Annotated in this window: 15 protein-coding genes and 1 tRNA gene; 7 read left to right on the forward strand and 9 right to left on the reverse strand. The window is 70.8% G+C overall.

Annotated elements, in window-relative coordinates; translation table 11 throughout:
• Positions 1-71 precede the first annotated feature (71 nt).
• The 4 genes from JNK84_RS22380 to JNK84_RS22395 all read left to right on the forward strand — a co-directional run bounded on the left by JNK84_RS22380 (position 72) and on the right by JNK84_RS22395 (position 6,245).
• Positions 72-1,256, forward strand: a complete 1,185-nt coding sequence (locus JNK84_RS22380) for an NAD(P)/FAD-dependent oxidoreductase (protein WP_293428420.1) — start codon at positions 72-74, stop codon at positions 1,254-1,256.
• Positions 1,257-1,682: 426 nt separating this feature from the next.
• Positions 1,683-4,529, forward strand: coding sequence for a molybdopterin oxidoreductase family protein (locus JNK84_RS22385; protein WP_293428422.1), 2,847 nt, complete (start codon positions 1,683-1,685; stop codon positions 4,527-4,529).
• On the forward strand, positions 4,526-5,278 hold the full coding sequence (locus tag JNK84_RS22390) for a 4Fe-4S dicluster domain-containing protein (protein ID WP_293428424.1): 753 nt from the start codon (positions 4,526-4,528) through the stop codon (positions 5,276-5,278). Before JNK84_RS22385 ends, JNK84_RS22390 begins: the two co-directional genes overlap by 4 nt.
• 19 nt (positions 5,279-5,297) lie before the next feature.
• Complete coding sequence (locus JNK84_RS22395; RefSeq protein ID WP_293428426.1) at positions 5,298-6,245, forward strand: dimethyl sulfoxide reductase anchor subunit family protein; 948 nt, start codon at positions 5,298-5,300, stop codon at positions 6,243-6,245.
• Here JNK84_RS22395 and JNK84_RS22400 read toward each other — a convergent pair.
• The gene (locus JNK84_RS22400; RefSeq protein ID WP_293428428.1) at positions 6,224-7,042 is read right to left on the reverse strand and encodes a sterol desaturase family protein; all 819 of its coding nucleotides are present in this window, start codon (positions 7,040-7,042) and stop codon (positions 6,224-6,226) included. The two genes, JNK84_RS22395 and JNK84_RS22400, sit on opposite strands and share 22 nt — an antisense overlap.
• A gap of 148 nt (positions 7,043-7,190) precedes the next feature.
• On the opposite strand from JNK84_RS22400, the gene JNK84_RS22405 reads away from it, so the two are divergent.
• Positions 7,191-7,265 (forward strand) — tRNA-Thr (locus JNK84_RS22405).
• 120 nt (positions 7,266-7,385) lie between these two features.
• A complete protein-coding gene (locus JNK84_RS22410) occupies positions 7,386-8,048 on the forward strand; it encodes a YcbK family protein (RefSeq protein WP_293428430.1) in 663 nt (220 codons plus the stop codon).
• 6 nt (positions 8,049-8,054) lie between these two features.
• Here the strand turns inward: JNK84_RS22410 and JNK84_RS22415 are convergent, their stop codons facing one another.
• The 3 genes from JNK84_RS22415 to JNK84_RS22425 all read right to left on the reverse strand — a co-directional run bounded on the left by JNK84_RS22415 (position 8,055) and on the right by JNK84_RS22425 (position 10,766).
• Positions 8,055-8,795: an amino acid ABC transporter permease gene (locus JNK84_RS22415; RefSeq protein ID WP_293428432.1), complete on the reverse strand. Its 741-nt coding sequence runs from the start codon at positions 8,793-8,795 to the stop codon at positions 8,055-8,057.
• Between the two features lie 139 nt (positions 8,796-8,934).
• Positions 8,935-9,783, reverse strand: a complete 849-nt coding sequence (locus tag JNK84_RS22420) for an ABC transporter substrate-binding protein (RefSeq protein WP_293428434.1) — start codon at positions 9,781-9,783, stop codon at positions 8,935-8,937.
• Between the two features lie 83 nt (positions 9,784-9,866).
• Positions 9,867-10,766: a dihydrodipicolinate synthase family protein gene (locus JNK84_RS22425; protein ID WP_293428436.1), complete on the reverse strand. Its 900-nt coding sequence runs from the start codon at positions 10,764-10,766 to the stop codon at positions 9,867-9,869.
• A gap of 158 nt (positions 10,767-10,924) precedes the next feature.
• On the opposite strand from JNK84_RS22425, the gene JNK84_RS22430 reads away from it, so the two are divergent.
• Positions 10,925-13,858: an FAD-dependent oxidoreductase gene (locus JNK84_RS22430; protein WP_293428438.1), complete on the forward strand. Its 2,934-nt coding sequence runs from the start codon at positions 10,925-10,927 to the stop codon at positions 13,856-13,858.
• A 30-nt stretch (positions 13,859-13,888) separates the two neighbouring features.
• Here the strand turns inward: JNK84_RS22430 and JNK84_RS22435 are convergent, their stop codons facing one another.
• The 5 genes from JNK84_RS22435 to JNK84_RS22455 form a co-directional block, all read right to left on the reverse strand.
• Positions 13,889-14,887, reverse strand: a complete 999-nt coding sequence (locus JNK84_RS22435) for an Ldh family oxidoreductase (RefSeq protein ID WP_293428439.1) — start codon at positions 14,885-14,887, stop codon at positions 13,889-13,891.
• A complete protein-coding gene (locus JNK84_RS22440) occupies positions 14,884-15,816 on the reverse strand; it encodes a hydroxyacid dehydrogenase (protein WP_293428440.1) in 933 nt (310 codons plus the stop codon). The genes JNK84_RS22435 and JNK84_RS22440 overlap by 4 nt, the downstream gene beginning before the upstream one ends.
• A gap of 109 nt (positions 15,817-15,925) precedes the next feature.
• A complete protein-coding gene (locus JNK84_RS22445; protein ID WP_293428441.1) occupies positions 15,926-16,948 on the reverse strand; it encodes an aldo/keto reductase in 1,023 nt (340 codons plus the stop codon).
• An 18-nt stretch (positions 16,949-16,966) separates the two neighbouring features.
• The gene (locus JNK84_RS22450) at positions 16,967-17,800 is read right to left on the reverse strand and encodes a carbohydrate ABC transporter permease (protein WP_293428442.1); all 834 of its coding nucleotides are present in this window, start codon (positions 17,798-17,800) and stop codon (positions 16,967-16,969) included.
• The gene (locus JNK84_RS22455) at positions 17,793-18,689 is read right to left on the reverse strand and encodes a carbohydrate ABC transporter permease (RefSeq protein ID WP_293428443.1); all 897 of its coding nucleotides are present in this window, start codon (positions 18,687-18,689) and stop codon (positions 17,793-17,795) included. Before JNK84_RS22455 ends, JNK84_RS22450 begins: the two co-directional genes overlap by 8 nt.
• Positions 18,690-18,742 lie beyond the last annotated feature (53 nt).

Here is an 18,742-nt window from a genome sequence, read left to right on the forward strand (position 1 = left end):
CCGCGATAGCAGAGACCGGTTGCGCGGGCCACCACGCTTGACGCGCGCCCGGCGCGGAGGATTATGCGCCCATGAACGAAACGTCCGATGTCGTCATCATCGGCGGCGGCGTCATGGGCAGCGCCACCGCCTTCTTCCTGCGCAGCGCGCCGGGATTCACCGGCACCGTCACGGTGGTCGAGCGCGACCCGACCTACACCTATGCCAGCTCGGCGCGATCGGCGAGCTCGATCCGCCAGCAGTTCTCGACGCCGCTCAACATCCAGCTGTCGCTGTTCGGCATCGGCTTCCTGCGGCGGATCCAGGACCATCTCGCCGTCGACGGCGAGGCGCTGTCGATCGGCCTGCGCGAGCCCGGCTACCTGATCCTGTCCGGACCCGAGACGCTCGACATCCTGCATCGCAACGTCGCCACGCAACGCGCCCACGGCGCGAACACGACCGTGCTCACGCCCGACGACATCGCCGCGCGCTTCCCCTGGATCCGGACCGACGGGATCGCCGGCGGCGGCTTCGGCCTGACCGGCGAGGGGACCTTCGACGGCCCCGCCCTGATGCAGGCGTTCCGGCGCAAGGCGGCCGCGCTGGGCACGCGTTACGTGCACGGCGAAGTCGTCGGCATCGAGCACGACGGCCGCCGCGCCGCGGCAGTCCGGCTCGCCGACGGGACGCGGATCGCCGGCGGCACGATCGTGCTCGCGGCGGGCCCGCAGTCGGGCGACGTCGCAGCGCTGGCGGGGATTCCGCTGCCGGTGCGGCCGCGCAAGCGGACCGTCTTCTTCTTCAAGTCGCCCGCGAAGCTGCCCGGGCTGCCGCTGCTGATCGACATCAATGGCGTCTGGGTCCGGCACGAGGGCGACGGCTTCGTCTGCGGTGTGGCACCGGCCGAGCACGACGACTTCGACGCCGCGCCCGGCGACTTCGAGATGGACCATCACTTCTTCGACGATCCGGTCTGGCCGACCATCGCGGCGCGCGTCCCTGCGTTCGAGACGCTCAAGGTCCAGGGAGGCTGGGCCGGGTACTACGAGGTCAACACGCTCGACCACAACGCGATCATCGGACCGCATCCCGACATCGCGAACCTCCTCTTCGTCACCGGCTTCTCCGGGCACGGCATCCAGCAGTCGCCCGCCGCGGGCCGCGCGATCTCGGAGCTGATCCTGCACGGCCGCTACACGACGATCGACTGCAGCCTGTTCGGTTACGAGCGCGTTCGCGACAACAGGCCGGTGCGCGAGCTCAACGTGATCTGACCGCGACGCCGGATCGTCGCAGTTCGCGTAAAATCCGAACGATGCTTAAGCGCGCCGCAATGCGGCGCTGACATCCTGCCGGTGCCGGCCATCGCCGCGCGACAGAATCGTCGCCCGGCCGGGCCGCATCATGCCGGAGAAGTCCCTTGAAGAAGATCCTCGCGCTTTCGCTCGCCGTCCTGCTTTCCGCCTGCGCCATCGACTTCCATGGCGACGACGGCCGCCCGGTGACCGACGTCGTCGACATGAACGTCGGCGAGTAGGCGCGCCACCCGGCGCCCCGCGCGACCGGGGTGATCGACGGCACGAGGGGCCCCGCGCGGCGCCCCTCGTGCCGTCGCCGTTTGCGGGCCCGTCCGGCTCAGAATCTTTGACCTGCTGGCGCCGTCGAGCGAAAGTCCGGGCGCCCAGAGGAGCACCCCCCGAATGCCGCCTTTCGAGGGCGAGATGCCGATCGAGCTCTCGCCGATGGTCGCCGACGACGTCAAGACGACCACCTGCTACATGTGCGCCTGCCGTTGCGGCATCAAGGTCCATCTGAAGAACGGCCGCGTCCGCTACATCGAGGGCAACAAGAGCCATCCCGTGAACAAGGGCGTCCTGTGCGGCAAGGGCTCCGCCGGGATCATGCAGCAGTATTCGCCGGCCAAGCTGACGGCGCCGCTGTTGCGCGTCGGCGAGCGCGGATCCGGCGAGTTCAAGGAGATCTCCTGGGACGAGGCCCTCGCGCTGGCGACGGGTTGGCTCGGCGAGATCCGCGGCCGCGACCCGCGCAAGCTCGCGTTCTTCACGGGTCGCGACCAGAGCCAATCGCTCACCGGCTGGTGGGCGGCGCAGTTCGGCACGCCCAACTTCGCCGCGCATGGCGGGTTCTGCTCGGTCAACATGGCCGCCGCCGGCCTCTACTCGATCGGCGGCAGCTTCTGGGAGTTCGGCGAGCCCGACTGGGACCACGCGCGCTACCTGCTGATGTTCGGCGTCGCCGAGGATCACGACTCCAACCCGATCAAGACCGGCATCGCCAAGCTCAAGGCGCGCGGCGCCAAGTTCGTCTCGGTCAATCCGGTGCGCACGGGCTACTCCGCTGTCGCCGACGAATGGATCGGGATCCGGCCCGGAACCGACGGCCTGCTGGTGATGGCCCTGATCCACGAGGTGCTGAAGGCCGACCGTCTCGATCTCGACTTCCTCGGCCGCTACACGAATGCCACCTGGCTCGTCGTGCGCCAGCCCGGCGGCAACGAGGGCCTGTTCGCGCGCGACGCCGCCGGCCAGCCAATGTGCTGGGACGGCCGGCGCAACGCGGCGGTCTCGGCGCTCGGCACCGGCATCAGCCCCAAGCTGGTCGGCGAGGTCGAGTTGCCCGAGTGGGGAAGGTGCGTTCCCGTCTTCCAGCTGATCGCCGAGCGCTACCTCGACGCGCGCTATGCCGCCGAGGCCGTTGCCACGGAATGCGGCGTCGACGCCGCGACGATCAAGCGCCTCGCCGCCGAGCTCGTGCACGCGGCCTTCGAGCAGAAGGTGACCATCGACCGCCCCTGGACCGACTGGACCGGCAAGCGGCACGAGCGCATGGAGGGCAGGCCGGTCTCGTTCCACGCGATGCGCGGGATCTCGGCACACTCGAACGGCTTCCAGACCTGCCGCGCGATCCACGTACTGCAGATGCTGCTCGGCGCCATCGATCGTCCCGGCAGCTGGCGCTACAAGGCGCCCTACCCCAAGCCGATGCCCGGCGGGCCCAAGCCGGCCGGCAAGACGGTGGCGCCGAACACGCCGCTGGGCGGCATGCCGCTCGGCTTCCCGCTCGGTCCCGAGGACCTGCTCGTCGACGCCGAGGGCAAGGCGACGCGCATCGACAAGGCCTACAGCTGGGAAGCGCCCGTCTCCGCGCACGGCCTCATGCATCTCGTGATCGCCAATGCGCATGCCGGCGATCCGTACCCGATCGACCTGCTGTTCATGTACATGGCGAACATGTCGTGGAACTCGGCGATGAACAGCGCCGGCACGATCGCCATGCTGACCGACAAGCGTGCCGACGGCGAATACAAGATCCCCAAGATCATCTACTCGGACGCGTTCTATTCGGAGATGGTCGCCTATGCCGACCTGATCCTGCCGGACACGACCTATCTCGAGCGTTGGGACTGCATCTCGATCCTCGATCGCCCGATCGGCTCGCCCGAGGGCCCGGGCGACGCGATCCGCCAGCCGATCCTCACGCCCGACCGCGACGTGCGCCCGTTCCAGGACGTGATCATCGAGCTCGGCGCCCGGCTCAAGCTGCCCGGCTTCACGCGCGAGGACGGCGGCGCAAAGTTTCCCGGCGGCTATCCCGACTACATCGCCAATCACGAGCGCCGGCCCGGCATCGGGCCGCTCGCCGGCTGGCGCGGCGCCGATGGCGGCTCGCCGGGCAAGGGCGCGCCGAACCCCGGCCAGCTCGCGCGCTATGTCGAGAACGGCTGCTTCTGGCGCCACCACCTTCCCGAGGAGGCGCTGTACTTCAAGTACGCGAACAGGACCTATCTCGAGGAGGCGGTGAAGCTCGGCCTGCTCGACAAGGCGGAGCCCATCGTCCTGCAGCTCTATGTCGAGCCGCTGCAGCGTTTCCGGCTCGCGGCGCGCGGCCACGGCACCATCCATCCGCCCGAGAACCTGCGCGACCGCCTCGAGCGCCATCTCGATCCGCTGCCGATCTGGTATCGCCCCTTCGAGGAGGCGGCCGTCGACACCGCGGCCTTCCCGATGCACGCGGTGACGCAGCGGCCGATGCCGATGTATCACGCATGGCACTCGCAGAACGCGTGGCTTCGCCAGGTCCTCGGCGAGAACCGGCTCTACGTCAATCGCGGCCGCGCGACCACGCTCGGGATCGCCGACGACGACTGGGTCTGGATCGTCTCCCACCACGGCCGCGTCAAGGCGCAGGTCCGGCTGATGGAAGGCTGCAATGCCGACACGGTCTGGACCTGGAACGCGATCGGCAAGCGCTCCGGCGCCTGGAACCTGGCGGCCGACGCGCGCGAGGCGACCAACGGTTTCCTGCTCAACCACGCGATCTCGGAGTTCCTGCCCGGCCCGGCGCGCACGCCCAATGCCGACCCCGTCACCGGCCAGGCCGCATGGTACGACCTGCGCATCCGGCTCGAGAAATGCGCTCCCCACGAGGCCGGCGAGCCGAGCCCGCGTTTCGACACGCTTCCGCGGCCCCCCGGCCTGAAGGTGCCGCCCTCCATCCTCCGCTACAACGCGAGCGTCCCGGAATGACCTCGTATCAGGCGCCGGCGCCCGGCCAGAAGAAGCTCGGCCTCGTCATCGATCTCGACACCTGCGTCGGCTGTCACGCCTGCGCGGTGAACTGCAAGGAGTGGAATGCGTCGGGCCATTCGGCGCCGATGACCGACCTGCAGCCCTATTCGCGCGACGCCTCGGGAGTGTGGTTCAACCGCGTCCACTCGTTCGAGGCGGGCGACGGGGCCGCGGGGCGCACGGTCCATTTCCCCAAGTCCTGCCTGCATTGCGAGAAGCCGGCCTGTGTCGAGGTCTGCCCGACAGGCGCCTCGTTCAAGCGCCAGGAGGACGGCATCGTCCTCGTCAATCCGGACACCTGCATCGGCTGCAAGCTGTGCTCCTGGGCCTGCCCCTATGGTGCCCGCGAGTTCGACGAGGATGCCGGCGTGATGAAGAAGTGCACGCTGTGCATCGACAAGATCTACAACCAGAACCTCGCTGCCGAGGACCGCGTGCCGGCCTGCGTCTCGACCTGTCCGGCCAACGCGCGGCACTTCGGCGATCTCGGCGACCCCGGCTCCGACGTCTCGAAGCTCGTCGCCGCGCGCGGCGGCGTGGCGCTGATGCCCGAGCTCGACTATGCGCCGGTCAACCGCTATCTGCCGCCGCGCCCGGCGAAGACCAGCGGGTGCAGCGGCACGGCCAAGGAGGCGCTCGAGCCCGCCTTCGACGCCAAGGCGTTGCATCCGGCGCTGCGCTGGCTCGATCGCATCCTGTCCCGCTGAGCCGACCTTCGAGCGATCCATGCATCCCGCCTTCTCGGTCATCCTCTTCACGACGGCCTCGGGCGCCGGCTACGGCCTGATCGCCCTGACGGCGATCTGGTACGCGCTCGGCCGCGTGCCCGTGACGCCGGCCTTCGGGCTCTGTGCGCTGGGCCTGGGCGCGAGCCTGGTCACGCTGGGCCTGCTCGCTTCGACCTTCCATCTCGGCCATCCCGGCCGCGCCTGGCGCGCGCTCGGCCAGGTGCGCAGCTCGTGGCTCAGCCGCGAGGGGGTCGCCGCGGTCGCGACATACCTGCCGCTGGCGGCCTTCGGGCTGGGTTGGGTCTTCGCCCTGCTGTCGCCGGGTGCGGTCGTCGCCGCCGCGCTGCTGGCCGCAGTGCTCTGCGCCGTCACCGTGTATTGCACGGCGATGATCTACCGCTCGCTGAAGCCGATCCACCAGTGGTGCAACGCGCATGTCGTCCCGGTCTATCTCGCGCTGGCGCTCATGACGGGCGCCCTCGCGCTCGACGCGCTGCTGCAGATCTGGGGCCGGCCGGACCGCCTGCTCACAGCGCTGGCGGTGCTCGCGACCGTCCTCGCGGTGATCCTCAAGGAGCGCTACTGGCGCTTCATCGACGCGACATCGGGCGCCTCGACGGCGGGCAGCGCCACGGGGCTCGCGGGGCTCGGCACCGTGCGCCTGCTCGACCCGCCGCACACCGGCAGCAACTACCTGATGCGCGAGATGGGCTTCCAGGTCGCGCGCAAGCATGCCGCGAAGCTGCGCCGCATCGCCCTCGCCCTCGCCTTCGCGCTGCCGCTGGCGCTGACGCTGCTGGCGGCCCTGCTCGCGAGCCCGCTCGCCGTGATCGCGGCCGTGCTCGCGGTCGTGTCGGCGCTGGTCGGCGTGCTGGTCGAGCGCTGGCTGTTCTTCGCCGAGGCGAAGCACAGCGTGACGCTCTACTACGGCGCCGCGTCGGTCTGATCGTCGCGGAAGGGCTGCGTGAGCATGCGGTCGAGCCGCTGCTCGCCCGGGTCGCGGAACGCCGTCAGGCCGATGGTCATGCCGAGCTGGCCCGCCGCGGGCGCCGCGCGATAGGTGCCGAACATCCGGTCCCACCACGCGAGGCAGAAGCCGAAATTCGAGTCCGTCTCGTCCCGCCGCACGCTGTGGTGGACGCGATGCATGTCCGGCGTGACCAGCACGGCGCGCAGCAACGCGTCGAGCGGCGCCGGCAGGCGGACGTTGGCGTGGTTGAACATCGCGCAGGCGTTCAGGAGCACCTCGAACAGCAGCACCGCGAGCGGCGGCGCGCCGAGCAGGGCGATCACCGCGAACTTGATCGCCATCGACAGCAGGATCTCGATCGGGTGGAACCGCGCGCCCGACGTCACGTCGAGATCGAGATCGGCATGATGCATGCGGTGGAGCCGCCACAGCACCGGCACGTGGTGGAACACGACGTGCTGGGCCCATATGGCGAGATCGAGCAGGACCGCGGCGACGGCGACCAGCCATGGCCCCGACAGCCCCGCGAGCGGAAGCAGCCCGATCCCCTTCGCCTCGATCGCGGCCGCCCAGGCGACGGCCGTGACGGGGAAGATCACCCGCAACGCCAGGGTGTCGAGGACCACGATCCCGAGATTGCCGGGCCAGCGGCCCCGGCGCGGCAGCGGCCGCGGCCGTCGGGGCGCCAGCACCTCCCATGCCGCCATCGCCGCGAAGACACCGGCGAAGGCGCCCAGCCGCAGGACCGTCTGGTTGGCGAGGAGGTCGTTCATGACCTCCCCAATTAGACGTATCCCCTCGCGGTGTCAGCGCCTTGAGACCGGTAACTTCCCCGTCTCACGTCGAGTTGCGCGTCTGCGGGGCCTGTGGCATATCCCGCGCCCGCCGTGGGCTCTCGCGCCCCGGCGCATCGCGTCAGGCGCCGCCGTAGCTCAGTGGTAGAGCACGTCCTTGGTAAGGACGGGGTCGAGTGTTCAATTCACTTCGGCGGCACCATGACTCTTCCCGTCCCGGGCGCCGGCGCCAGGCGCGTCCTCCCCCTCGGGATGGTTGATCCTTAACCGATTTGGGTCAGATGATCGGGGCGTACCCCGGAGCCCCGAGCCCTCGATCCCGATGATCCGACGCCGGAATTTCCTCGCGGCGGGCCTGTCGGCCCTGATCGCGACGCCGGTCGGTGCCGCCATACCGGACGGCGAGCCGCGTCGGCTCGCGCTCGTGCGGAGCGACAACGGCGAGCGGTTCGCGGGGCCGTACCGCGGCGCGCAGGGCTACGATCCGGTCGCGCTCGGCGAGTTCGCGCATTTCATGCGCGACCGCCATGTCGAGCGGATGATCGCCGTCGACCCCGCCCTGCTCGACCTGCTTTCGGAGGTGCTCGCCGCCGCGCGCGCGCCCGAGGCCACGCTGCTTTCCGGCTACCGGTCGCCGGAGACCAACGCCAAGCTCGCGAAGACCCAGTTCGGCGTCGCCGAGAGGAGCCATCACATCGAGGGGCGCGCGATCGACTTCTGGATCCCGCAGCGTCTCGTCGATGCCGTGCAGGCCGCCCGCCGCCTGCAGCGCGGCGGTGTCGGGTGGTACCCCGGCTCCAACTTCATCCATCTCGACACCGGCCCCACGCGCTACTGGGTGCTGCAGGGCGCCGGCCTGCGCGGCCTGCTCGGCGTGCGCGCGAAGAAGCATCGCAATCTCGCCCTGGAGCAGTGCCTGAAGGATCCTGCCCGACGGGCGCGGTGCGGGCAGCGCGCCGCAATCCGGCCGGCGCCGCGCGGCTGAGCGCCGTCAACGGTCGTCGCGCGCGGAGCGGAGCGCCGCGTCGCCGAAGCCGCGGCCGTAATGCGCCTCGATGCGGCGCTGCACGAGCTCCCACGCGGTCGTCATGCCGAGATACAGCACGGCCACGACGATGAAGATCTCGAGCACCTGGAAGCGCTCCTGCATCAGGATCTGGCCGCGGCGCATCAGCTCCTCCATCGAGATGACGGAGACGATGGACGTCGCCTTCAGCAGGCCGTTCACCGAATTGCCCAGGGGCGGGATGATGATGCGCATCGCCTGCGGCCACACGACGAGCCGGAAGGCGCGCCAGCGCGACAGGCCGAGCGACAGCGCCGCCTCGCGCTGGCCCTTCGACACCGCCGAGATCCCGGCGCGGACGATCTCCGACAGGTAGGCGGACTCGTTGAGGACGAGACCGAGGACCGCCGACTGCGTCACGTCGAGGCGCAGGCTGTCGCTGATCTGCGGCAGGCCCGTGTAGATGATCACCAGCTGGACAAGCAGCGGCGTGCCCCGGAAGACCCAGATATAGACCTGCGCGAACTGCGCCAGGGCCGTGTTGAGCCAGCGCCGCGCGACGGTCCGCCCCGAGCCGGCGGACATGCGCATCACCGCGAGCAGGAGCCCGACGACGAGTCCGAGCACGAGCGCCGTCGCCGTCAGCGCGATCGTCACGATCGCGCCCTCGAGCAGGTAGGGGTTGATGAAGTAGCCCCAGAACCCGTCCCAGTTCCAACCCTTCATGATCGCACCCCGACTCCCCTCGCCGACCGCGCCTGCGCGTCGCCGGCCTCGCCCCGACTGCGGCGGGACGAGGCCGATGCCCCGGCCGGACCGGGGCGGAACGCGCGGCGCGCCGGCGCCGCCGGGACGGAGACCCCGTTCAGGCCGGGCCCGTGCCCATGATCGAGAAGGTCGCGCCCTCGCTCTTCAGGACGCCGTACTGGTCGAAGAGCTTGTCGTAGTAGCCGCCCTTCTTCAGGTCGTTGAGCGTGCCGACCACCGCGTCGGCCAGCGTCTTGTTGGCGAAGGCGATGCACACGATCTGCGGGAACAGCCCGGCGATGGCGCGGGTGAAGTCGCCGTTGTCCTGCAGCGCCTGCGCGGTCGCATCCAGCGTCACCGACGCGTCGACCTGGCCCGCGCGCAGCGCCTGGAATGCCTCCGCGAAGTTGTTGAAGGTGCGGATGTCGAGCGGCTTGAGGTTCTGCGACTGCAGCGTCTGGCTCACCTCGCGCGTGCGCCGCTCCTCGATGCCGCCGAGCTCGACGGACACGCGCTTGCCGGCAAGGTCCTTGACGTCCTTGATCCCCTGCGGATTGTTGCGCGCGACCATGAAGCTGAGCGCCGCCCGCTCGTAGGGCACCATGTACATCAGCTTCGAGCGCTCCTCGGTCCAGAAGATCCCGGTGTTGATCATGTCCCAGCGCTTGGCCGCGAGGCCGGGCACCTGGGCCGAGAACTCGATGCGGACGTATTCCGGGGTCAGGCCGAGCTGCTTCGCGATCTCGTTGCCGAGCTCGATGCGCATGCCCTGCAGCTCGCCCTTGTCGTTCACCCACTGCAGCGGCCGCAGGGTCGGATTGGTCGACATCACGAGCATGCCGGGCTTGATGATGCTGGGCGGCGCGATCTTCGCCTGGGCGCGGGCGCGCCCGGCGACGACGGCGACACCGGCAGCGCCGGCCGCGGCGATGATGCCGCGGCGAGTCGTCGTGAAACTGGTCTTCATGTCGGTGATCTCCCCTCTGCGGAACGGAAGCGAAGCCCCCTGGCGCCGCGGATGGCGGGGCCCGGGACCGGACGGAATGCGATTCAAGCCGCGGCCGGCTTGACGAGGCCGAGCGCTGCCAGGTCTCGCCGCAGCGCATCGCGCTCGCCGGCGGGCAGCGGCAGGCGCGGCGGCCGCGGCTCGCCGACCGGGCGGCCCATCATCCCGAACCCGACCTTGGTGGCGGACACGTAGCGATGGCCGCCGACCCAGCGCACGATCGGCAGGATGCGCCTGTACAGCGCCAGCGCCGCCGGCTGGTCGTGGCGATCGGCGACGAGCGTGAAGAGTTCGGCGGATTCCCTGGGCAGCAGGTTCGAGCACACCGCGACCCAGCCCTGTGCGCCGAGCCAGAAGCTCTCGTAGCCGAGGATTCCGGCGAACACGGTCATCCGGTCGCCGCACAGCTCGATGATGTCGCGCACGCGCGTCACCTCGAGGGTCGATTCCTTGATGTAGTCGACGTTGTCGATGCGGCTGAGCCGCGCCACCGTCTCGGGACGCATGTCGACATTCGCGGTCGCCGGGTTGTTGTAGATCATGATCGGGATCGAGATCGCCTCGCCGATCGTCTTGTAGTGATGGAAGAGCTCGTCCTCGGTCGGCGTCGAGTAGAAGGGAGGAATGATCATCACGCCGTCGGCGCCGAGACGCTCGGCCTCCTTCGACAGACGCACGACCTCGCGCGTGTCCTCGTGCCCGGTGCCGATCAGCACCGGCACGCGGCCTGCGGCCGTCTTGATCACGCACTCCGCGACCGCGGTCTTCTCCTCGTTCGACAGCGACATGAATTCGCCGGTCGAGCCCAGCGGGATCAGGCCGTGGATGCCCTGCCGGATCTGCCAGTCGACGAGGTCGCGCATCGCCGCGAGGTCGACGCGCGATCCGTCGGGCGTGAACGGCGTGATCAGAACGGTATAGGTCCCACGAAACGTCTTGGTCATGTCTCCCTCGGGCCGGACGAGGCGCGACTATACCCGCCGATCCGAGCCCGCCGCCATCGCCCGCGCCGCGCGGCCCGGCCGGCTGCCGCATGATCGGGCATCGGCCGAGCGTGGACCCCATCGCGGCGACGGGCTACTGATCGAGTCGTCAGATCACCATGCGCCTCGTCCACCCCGCCTTCGAGCCGGCCAGGCCCGCCGTCACCTTCACCTATGACGGTCGGCCGATCACAGCCTATGAGGGCGAAAGCATCGCCGCCGCCCTGTCCGCCGCCGGCGTCCTGGCCTTGCGCCACACCCGAAACGGCGCGCGGCGCGGCCTGTGGTGCGGCATGGGCGCCTGCTTCGAGTGCCTCGTGACGATCGATGGCCGGGCGAGCCAGCGCGCCTGCCTGGCGAAGGCGAGCGAAGGGCTCGTCGTCACCTCGGCGCCGCCTGCCGGCCAGTTCGCGGCACTCGCCCCGCCCGCCGGCGAGACGCCCGCCGAGCACGAGGTCGACGTCCTCGTCGTCGGCGCCGGACCCGCGGGCCTGGCCGCGGCGACGGAGGCCGCGCGCCACCTGCCCGCCCCGGCGGGCGCCCCGCGCGTGGTCGTGCTCGACGAGCGCCCGGCGCCCGGCGGGCAGTACTTCAAGCAGCTTGCGGACACGCATCGCTTCACGGGCGAGCGCTTCGCCGATCGCCAGTTCCGCGACGGCGCCGACCTGATCCGCGCCGCGCGCGCCGCCGGCGCGGGGATCGTCAGCGAGGCGGGCGTGTGGGCCGCCTTCGCCCCCGACGAGATCGGCGTTCTGGTCGCGGGGCGGGCGACGATCTTCAAGCCGCGCCAGCTGATCCTTGCCGCCGGCGCCTATGAGCGGCCAGTGCCCATCCCGGGCTGGACGCTGCCGGGCGTGATGACCACGGGCGCGGTGCAGACCCTCGCCCGCGCCTATCGCGTCGCGCCCGGCCGGCGCCTGATCATCGCAGGCAACGGGCCGCTCAACCTGCAGACCGCGGTCGAGCTGATCGCCGGCGGCGCGCAGGTCGTGGCCGTCGCCGAGGAGGCCCCGGCGCCGGGGCCCTCCCGGCTGCGCGCCCTGGGCGCGATGGCCGCGGCCGCCCCCGACCTCGCCTTCGACGGCGCGCGACTGCTGGCGACGCTGCGCAGCCGCGGCGTGCCGGTGCTGTGGGGGCATCGCGTCGTCGCCGCCGAGGGCGACGGCGGCTTTGCGCGCGCGCGGATGCGCGGCCCCGACGGCCGGGAGCGCACCCTTGATGCCGACATTCTTGCACTCGGCCACGGCTTCGTGCCGGCGACCGAGCTCGCGCGCATGCTCGGGCTGCGGCATCGCTTCGTGGATCGTCATGTCGGCTACATGGCGCCGGTGGTCGATGCCGACGGGCGCGCGTCGATCGCCTCGGTCTACGTGGTCGGCGACGGCGCCGAGATGGGCGGCGCGCGCGTCGCGCGCGCGCGCGGCACGCTGGCCGGCCACGCCGCCGCAACCGCCATTCTCGGCAGCGCCCCCGACGACGCGGCGCGGCGCGCGCGGCGCGACCTCGCGCGCGCCGAGGCGTTCCAGCGCGCGCTGTGGACCGTGTTCGCCGTGCCGGATTTCGACGTCGCCGCCCTCGCGGACGACGTGACCGTCTGCCGCTGCGAGGATCTGACTGCGGGCCGGATCCGCGCCGAGATCCGCACCGGCGCCACGGCGATGGGCGCGATCAAGAAGCTCGCGCGTGCCGGCATGGGCCGCTGCCAGGGGCGCAATTGCGCGGCCGCCATCGCGCGTCTGCTGCATGCCGAGACCGGCGCCCCGCTCGACGAGTTCGCCTTCTTCGCACCGCGCGCGCCGGCACGTCCCGTACCGGTCGGCGCCCTCGCCTTCGAGAAGCCCGAATGGGGCGGGCACAAGGCGCTCACGCCGCCGCCGCCGGTCGCCGCGCGCGCCGCACGCACCCGCAGCGAGACGGCGCATCGCACGGACGTCCTGGTGATCGGCGGCGGCGTGCTCGGCTCCTGCACCGCCTACTACCTCGCCCGAGAGGGCGCCGACGTGCTGGTCGCGGAGCGCGACGAGATCAACCTGCAGGCCTCGGGCGCCAACGCCGGAAGCCTGCATGTCCAGCTGCTGTCCTTCGATTTCGGCAGCAAGGCCGAGGCCGGCGGCGGGCCGGCGGCGCAGACCCTCGCGCTCGGCCCCGACAGCGTGCGGCTATGGCAGGCGATCGAACGCGACACCGGCGTCGATTGCGAGATCCGGGTCACCGGCGGCCTGATGGTCGCCGAGACCGATCGCCAGCTCGGCTTCCTGCGCGAGAAGGTCGCCCTCGAGAACCGCCACGGCATCGACGCGCAGGTTATCGACGCCGCCGAGCTCCGCCGGCTGTCGCCGAACCTGTCGCCGCGCTTCGTCGGCGCCGAGCTTTGTCCCATGGAGGGCAAGATCAACCCCCTCACCGCGACCTATGCCGCGGCGCGCGGCGCGATGGCCGCGGGGGCGCGCTTCCTCGCCGGCGCCGAGGTGCGAGCGATCGCGCGCGACGGATCCGGATTCGTCGCCACGACCAGCGCCGGTACCATCCGCGCGGGCCGCATCGTCGTGGCGGCCGGCGCCTGGTCGCCGCGCGTCTCGGCGATGCTGGGGATCGAGCTGCCCGTGCGCGGCGCGCCGCTGCAGATGATCGTGACCGAGCCGGCCCCGAAGCTGATCGACCATCTCGTCGCCCACGCCGACCGGCACCTGACCATGAAGCAGCTCGACGCCGGCGGGCTGCTGATCGGCGGCGGCTGGACCGCGGCCGCCGACATGACCACCGGCGTGTCGCGCACGCTGCGCGCGAGCATCGAAGGGAATCTCTGGGTCGCGCAGCGGGTCCTGCCGGCGCTCGAGGGGCTGCACGTGCTGCGGAGCTGGGCGGCGATGAACGTCAACATCGACGGCGCCCCGATCATCGGCGAGGCGCCGGGCGTGCCCGGCCTGTTCCACGCCGTGACGAGCACCGGTTACACGCTGGCGCCGATCGTCGGCCGGATCACCGCCGACCTGATCCGCACCGGCCGGACCGGGCGCGACATCTCCGCCTTCACGCTCGACCGCTTCGGCTGAGGCCGGTTGCGGCGAGTCAGGCCGCGCGCGTCATCCGGCGCGCTTCACGAGATCCGCATGCAGGGCGTCGGGGATCTCGATGCCGTCGGCCTGCGCCTTGGCGCGCAGCTTGAGGCGCCGTTCGCCCGGGAGCCGTGTCCCGGATTCGGTGAGGATCGCCTGCGCGAGGACCTCGACACGCGCGCCGAAGCCATCGCCCGCGAACTTGCCCGGATCGATGAGCAGGAAGAACTGGCCGACGCGCGGCGGCCCGCCCTTGTCGTCGAAGAACGAGCTCGCCTCGTAGCCGAAATTAGCACCGGTCAGCGCCGCCGCGAGGATCTCGACCATCAGCACGAGGGCAGCACCCTTGGCGTCGCCCATCGGGATCATCGTGCCCTTGAGCGCCGACTTGGCGTCCGTCGTCGGCCTGCCCTCGGCATCGAGCGCCCAGCCCTCGGGGATCGCCTCGCCCTTCTGCGCGGCGACCATGATCCTGCCGCGCGCCACCTTGCTGAGGCTGAGATCGATGACGAGAGGCGGCCGCCCGCGCTCGCGCGGGCAGGCGAAGGCGATCGGGTTGGTGCCAAAAAGCCCGCGCTTGCCGCCCCAGGGCGCGATCGCCGCCGGCGAGTTGCCGAAGGCGAGCGCGATCAGGCCGCGGCTCGCGGGCCCCTCGACGTGATAGCCGGCCATCCCGAAATGATGCGAGTTCGTCACGGCCATGCCGGCGACGCCGCAATTGCGCGCCATGCCGCCCGCGCGCGGCAGGCCCTGCGCGATCGCCGGAAAGGCGAAGCCGTCGCAGGCGTCGACGAGGAGCGCGGCGTGGCCGCGCTCGCTCAGCTTCGGCACCGCATGGCCGGCGACCTTGCCGGCGCGGGCCTGGTCGGCATAGGCCGCGACGCGACTGAGCCCGTGGCCGGCCTGGCCGTCGGCCTCGGCCGCGACCAGCGCCCGCGCGACGTCGCGGGCATTGTCCGCGCCGGTATTCCCGGCGATCAGCGCGCGGGCAGCCAGCGCCTCGGCATCGGCGAGCGTCAGTCTCATCGGTTCCCCCGGAGGGCGTTGCGAACGTGGTGCGCGGTGACGGTCGAGACGCGGGAATTTGCCTCCCGGGTGACGCCGGCGATATGCGGCGTCACGCGCAGCCGCGGCGCGCCCACCAGCGGCGAGCCGGCGGCCAGCGGCTCCCTGTCGAACACGTCGAGCACCGCCCCGCCGAGCCGTCCGGCCTTCAGCGCGGCGGCGAGCGCCGCCTCGTCGACGATGCCGCCGCGCGCCGTATTGATCACGACGGCCCCCGGCTTCATCACCGCCAGCCGCGCCGCGTCGAGCAGGTTGCGGGTCGAGTCCACGAGCGGCGCGTGGATCGACACGAAGTCCGAGGTGCGCAGCAGCGCATCGAGCTCGACCCGCGCGGCTCCGTGGCGCGACCAGGCCGGATCGTCCGCGGCGACGACCGGATCGCTCGCGACGATGTCCACGTCGAGCGCGCGCGCCCGGTCCGCCACCGCGCGCGCGATCGCCCCGAAGCCGATCAGGCCGAGCCGCTTGCCGGCGACCTCGCCGAGCATCAGGTCGTTGCGCGGCCAGGCTCCCTCCAGGACCGCCTCGCTGGCCCGCCAGACGTCGCGCGCGGCGACAAGCATCGCGGCGATGACGTACTCGGCAACCGAGACCGTGTTTGCACCGGTGGCCGGGAAGACCTTGATCCCGCGCCGTGCGCACTCCTCGACGTCGATGTTGTCGAGGCCGACGCCGAGCCGCCCGACGACCTTGAGATTCGGCAGGGCGGCGAGCAGCGCGCCGCGCACCTGGGTCACGTTGCGGACGACGAGCGCCGGCGCATCGGCGGCGATCTCCATGATCGCCTCGGGCCGCTTGGCCAGATCGCGGTCGTAGTGGACGGTGAAGTCGCGCCGCAGATCCTCGATCGCGGACTCGTCCATGAACTCGGTGATGACGATGTCGACCATGACGGTGGGCTCTCGGTGTTGACGGGACACGACAGTCTATCGCGCGCCGCGCGCTTGTCCCGATCCTTCCCCTGCTGCGCCGATCGGCCGCGCGCGCCGGCCCCGCTGCTCAGGCCGGCACCGGCGCGGCCGGGTCGATCAGCTTCTCGTGGCGCAGCTCCTGCCACAGCGCCGCCGGGATGGCGCGGCGCAGATGCGCCACGTTCTGCTCGATCTCCTGGGGATTGAGCGCGCCAGGGATCACCGCGGCGACGGCCGGATGGGCGAGCGGGAACTGGATCGCCGCAGCCGCCAGCGGCACGTCGTGGCGCCGGCAGACCGCCTCGAGCCGTCGCGCGCGCTCCAGGATCGCCTCCGGGGCGTCGGCATAGTCGTACTTGGCGCCCGGCTTCACGTTGCCCGTGAGGATCCCGGAATTGTAGGGCCCGCCGATCACGACCGAGATGTCCTTCTTCTCGGCCAGCGGCATGAACTCGTCGAGCGCCGCCTGCTCCAGCAACGTGTAGCGACCGGCGAGGAGCATGCAGTCGAAGTCCCCCGCGCGGGCGAAGCGCGCGCACATTCCGGCGTCGTTCAACCCGCAGCCGATCGCCGAGATCGTGCCGGCCCGCCGCAGCTCGTCGAGTGCGCGATAGCCGCCGTCCATCGCCTGCTTGAAGTGCTTCTCGAGCAGGTCCCGGTCGTTGAGGCTCCAGAAGTCGACGTCGTGGATGAACAGGATGTCCACGCGCGCAAGCCCCAGCCGCAGCAGCGAGTGCTCCAGGGAGCGCATCACGCCGTCGTAGGAGTAGTCGAAGGTGGGCGCGAAGGGCAGCCCGTTCGGGCGCAGGTTGGCGATCACCTCCCCCGGCTTCATCGGCCGCATCCAGCGCCCGATCTTGGTCGAGAGCACGAAGCTGTCGCGCGGCAGCTGGCGCAGCACCGAGCCCAGCCGCAGCTCGCTGCGGCCGTACCCGTAGAACGGCGAGGTGTCGTAGAAATTCGTGCCCGCCTTGTGCGCGGCCCACACCGTGGCGCTGGCCTGGTCCTCCGGGATCGTCGCGCGGAATCCGCCGATCGGCGCCGCACCGAAACCGAAGGCGGTGACCTCGAGCTTCGTGCGGCCGATGCGCCGCCTGGTCGTCGGATCCATGGCTCGTTCCCTCCGTTGTCAGCCCTTGAGCGCGCCGCCGGTCAGGCCGTGCACGAGATACTTGCGTACGACCAGCGAGAAGACGAGGACGGGCAGCATGATGAGCGTGCCGCCGGCCGCGATCCGGCCCCATTCCCAGCCCTCGTAGTTCATGAAGTTGACGACCGCGACCGGCGCGGTCATCGCCTCCGTGCGCGTCAGGATCAGCGCGAAGAAGAAGTCGTTCCAGGCGAACAGGAAGCAGAGGATCGCGGTCGCCGCCAGTCCCGGCCCGGTCAGCGGCAGGATGATGCGGACGAAGGCCTGCGCCAGCGTCGCGCCGTCGATCCAGGCCGCCTCCTCCAGCGAGCGCGGCAACTGGTCGAAGAACGGCCGCATCATCCAGATCACCAGCGACAGGTTGAAGGTGAGGTAGATGACGACCAGTCCGGTCAGCGTATCGAGCAGCTCGAGATGCCGATAGGCGAGGAAATACGGGATCGTGAAGGCGATCGGCGGCGCCATCCGGCTCGCCAGGATCCACAGGCTGATCGTGCCGCCGCCGCGGCCGACCCAGCGCGACAGCGCATAGGCCGCCGGCACCCCGATGATCATCGACACCACCGTCGAGGAGGTGCCGACCACGAGGCTGTTGACGAAGGACTGCCGGAACCCCGTGCTCCACAGCGCGGCATAGTTGTCCCAGGTCGGCGTGAACCACAGCGGCGGCGGGAACTGGAATATCTGCGCGTTCGTCTTCACCGACATGTGCAGCAGCCACAGGAACGGCGCCATCACCATCACCGCGAGCACGACGACGAGGAGATTCAGCAGCCGGCGCTCGCGCCGCAGGCTCGCGACATGGTCAGTCAACGCGCGCCCCCCATCCGACCATCCGCACGATCAGCCAGCTCAGCGCCACGGTCGCCGCCAGCAGGACGACGGTGATCGCGCTGGAATAGCCGAGAAAGGAGAAATTGAAGGCCTGCAGGAACGAATAGTAGTTCGTCACCTCGGTGACGCTGCCCGGGCCGCCCTCGGTCAGGATGAAGATCAGCGGGAACGCCTTGAGGCTGTCGATCAGCCGGAACAGCCCGGCGACCAGCAGCACGCCCCTGAGGAAGGGCAGGGTCACATGGATCGTCGACTGCCAGGGCGTGGCGCCGTCGACCTTCGCAGCATCGACCAGCTCCTGCGGCAGCATCTGCAGCGCCGCCAGGGTCATCAGCATCGTGAACGGGAACCACTCCCAGGTGTCCGCCACGATGATTGCGATCAGGGCCAGGCTCGGATCCGTGATCAGCGCCGGAACGCGCCAGCCGACCTCGCGGAAGAACCAGTGCATCGGCGAGATGTCCGGGGTGTAGATCACCTTCCAGATGATCGCCACCACGATCGGCGGCAGCACCATCGGGATCAGGAACACGGTGCGCAGCGCCTCGAGGAAGCGCGAGCGCGCGTTCAGCAGCAGCGCGAATCCGAGGCCGATCAGGATCTGCAAGGTGACGGTCCAGAACGAGAGCTTGGCCTGGACCCAGACGGAGTTGTGCAGGCGGCCGTCCTCGGCGAGCAGGACGAAGTTGCGCAGCGGATCGCCGAAGTTCCAAGCCGTCTCGGGCCGCGTCAGGTCGAGCGGCGTCAGGCTCGTGAGCAGCAGGTAGACAGCCGGCGCCAACGTGATGACGCAGAGCACCGCCAGCGACGGCGCGACGCAGAGCGAGAAGAAGCGCCGCCGCTGGCGCTCGAAGTCCAAAGCGGTCATGGGCCGCGCGCGACCACGACGGCCGCCTCCGGGACGGCGCGCCGCGGCCGATG

This window comes from Phreatobacter sp., assembly GCF_016793595.1.
GTDB lineage: Bacteria > Pseudomonadota > Alphaproteobacteria > Rhizobiales > Phreatobacteraceae > Phreatobacter.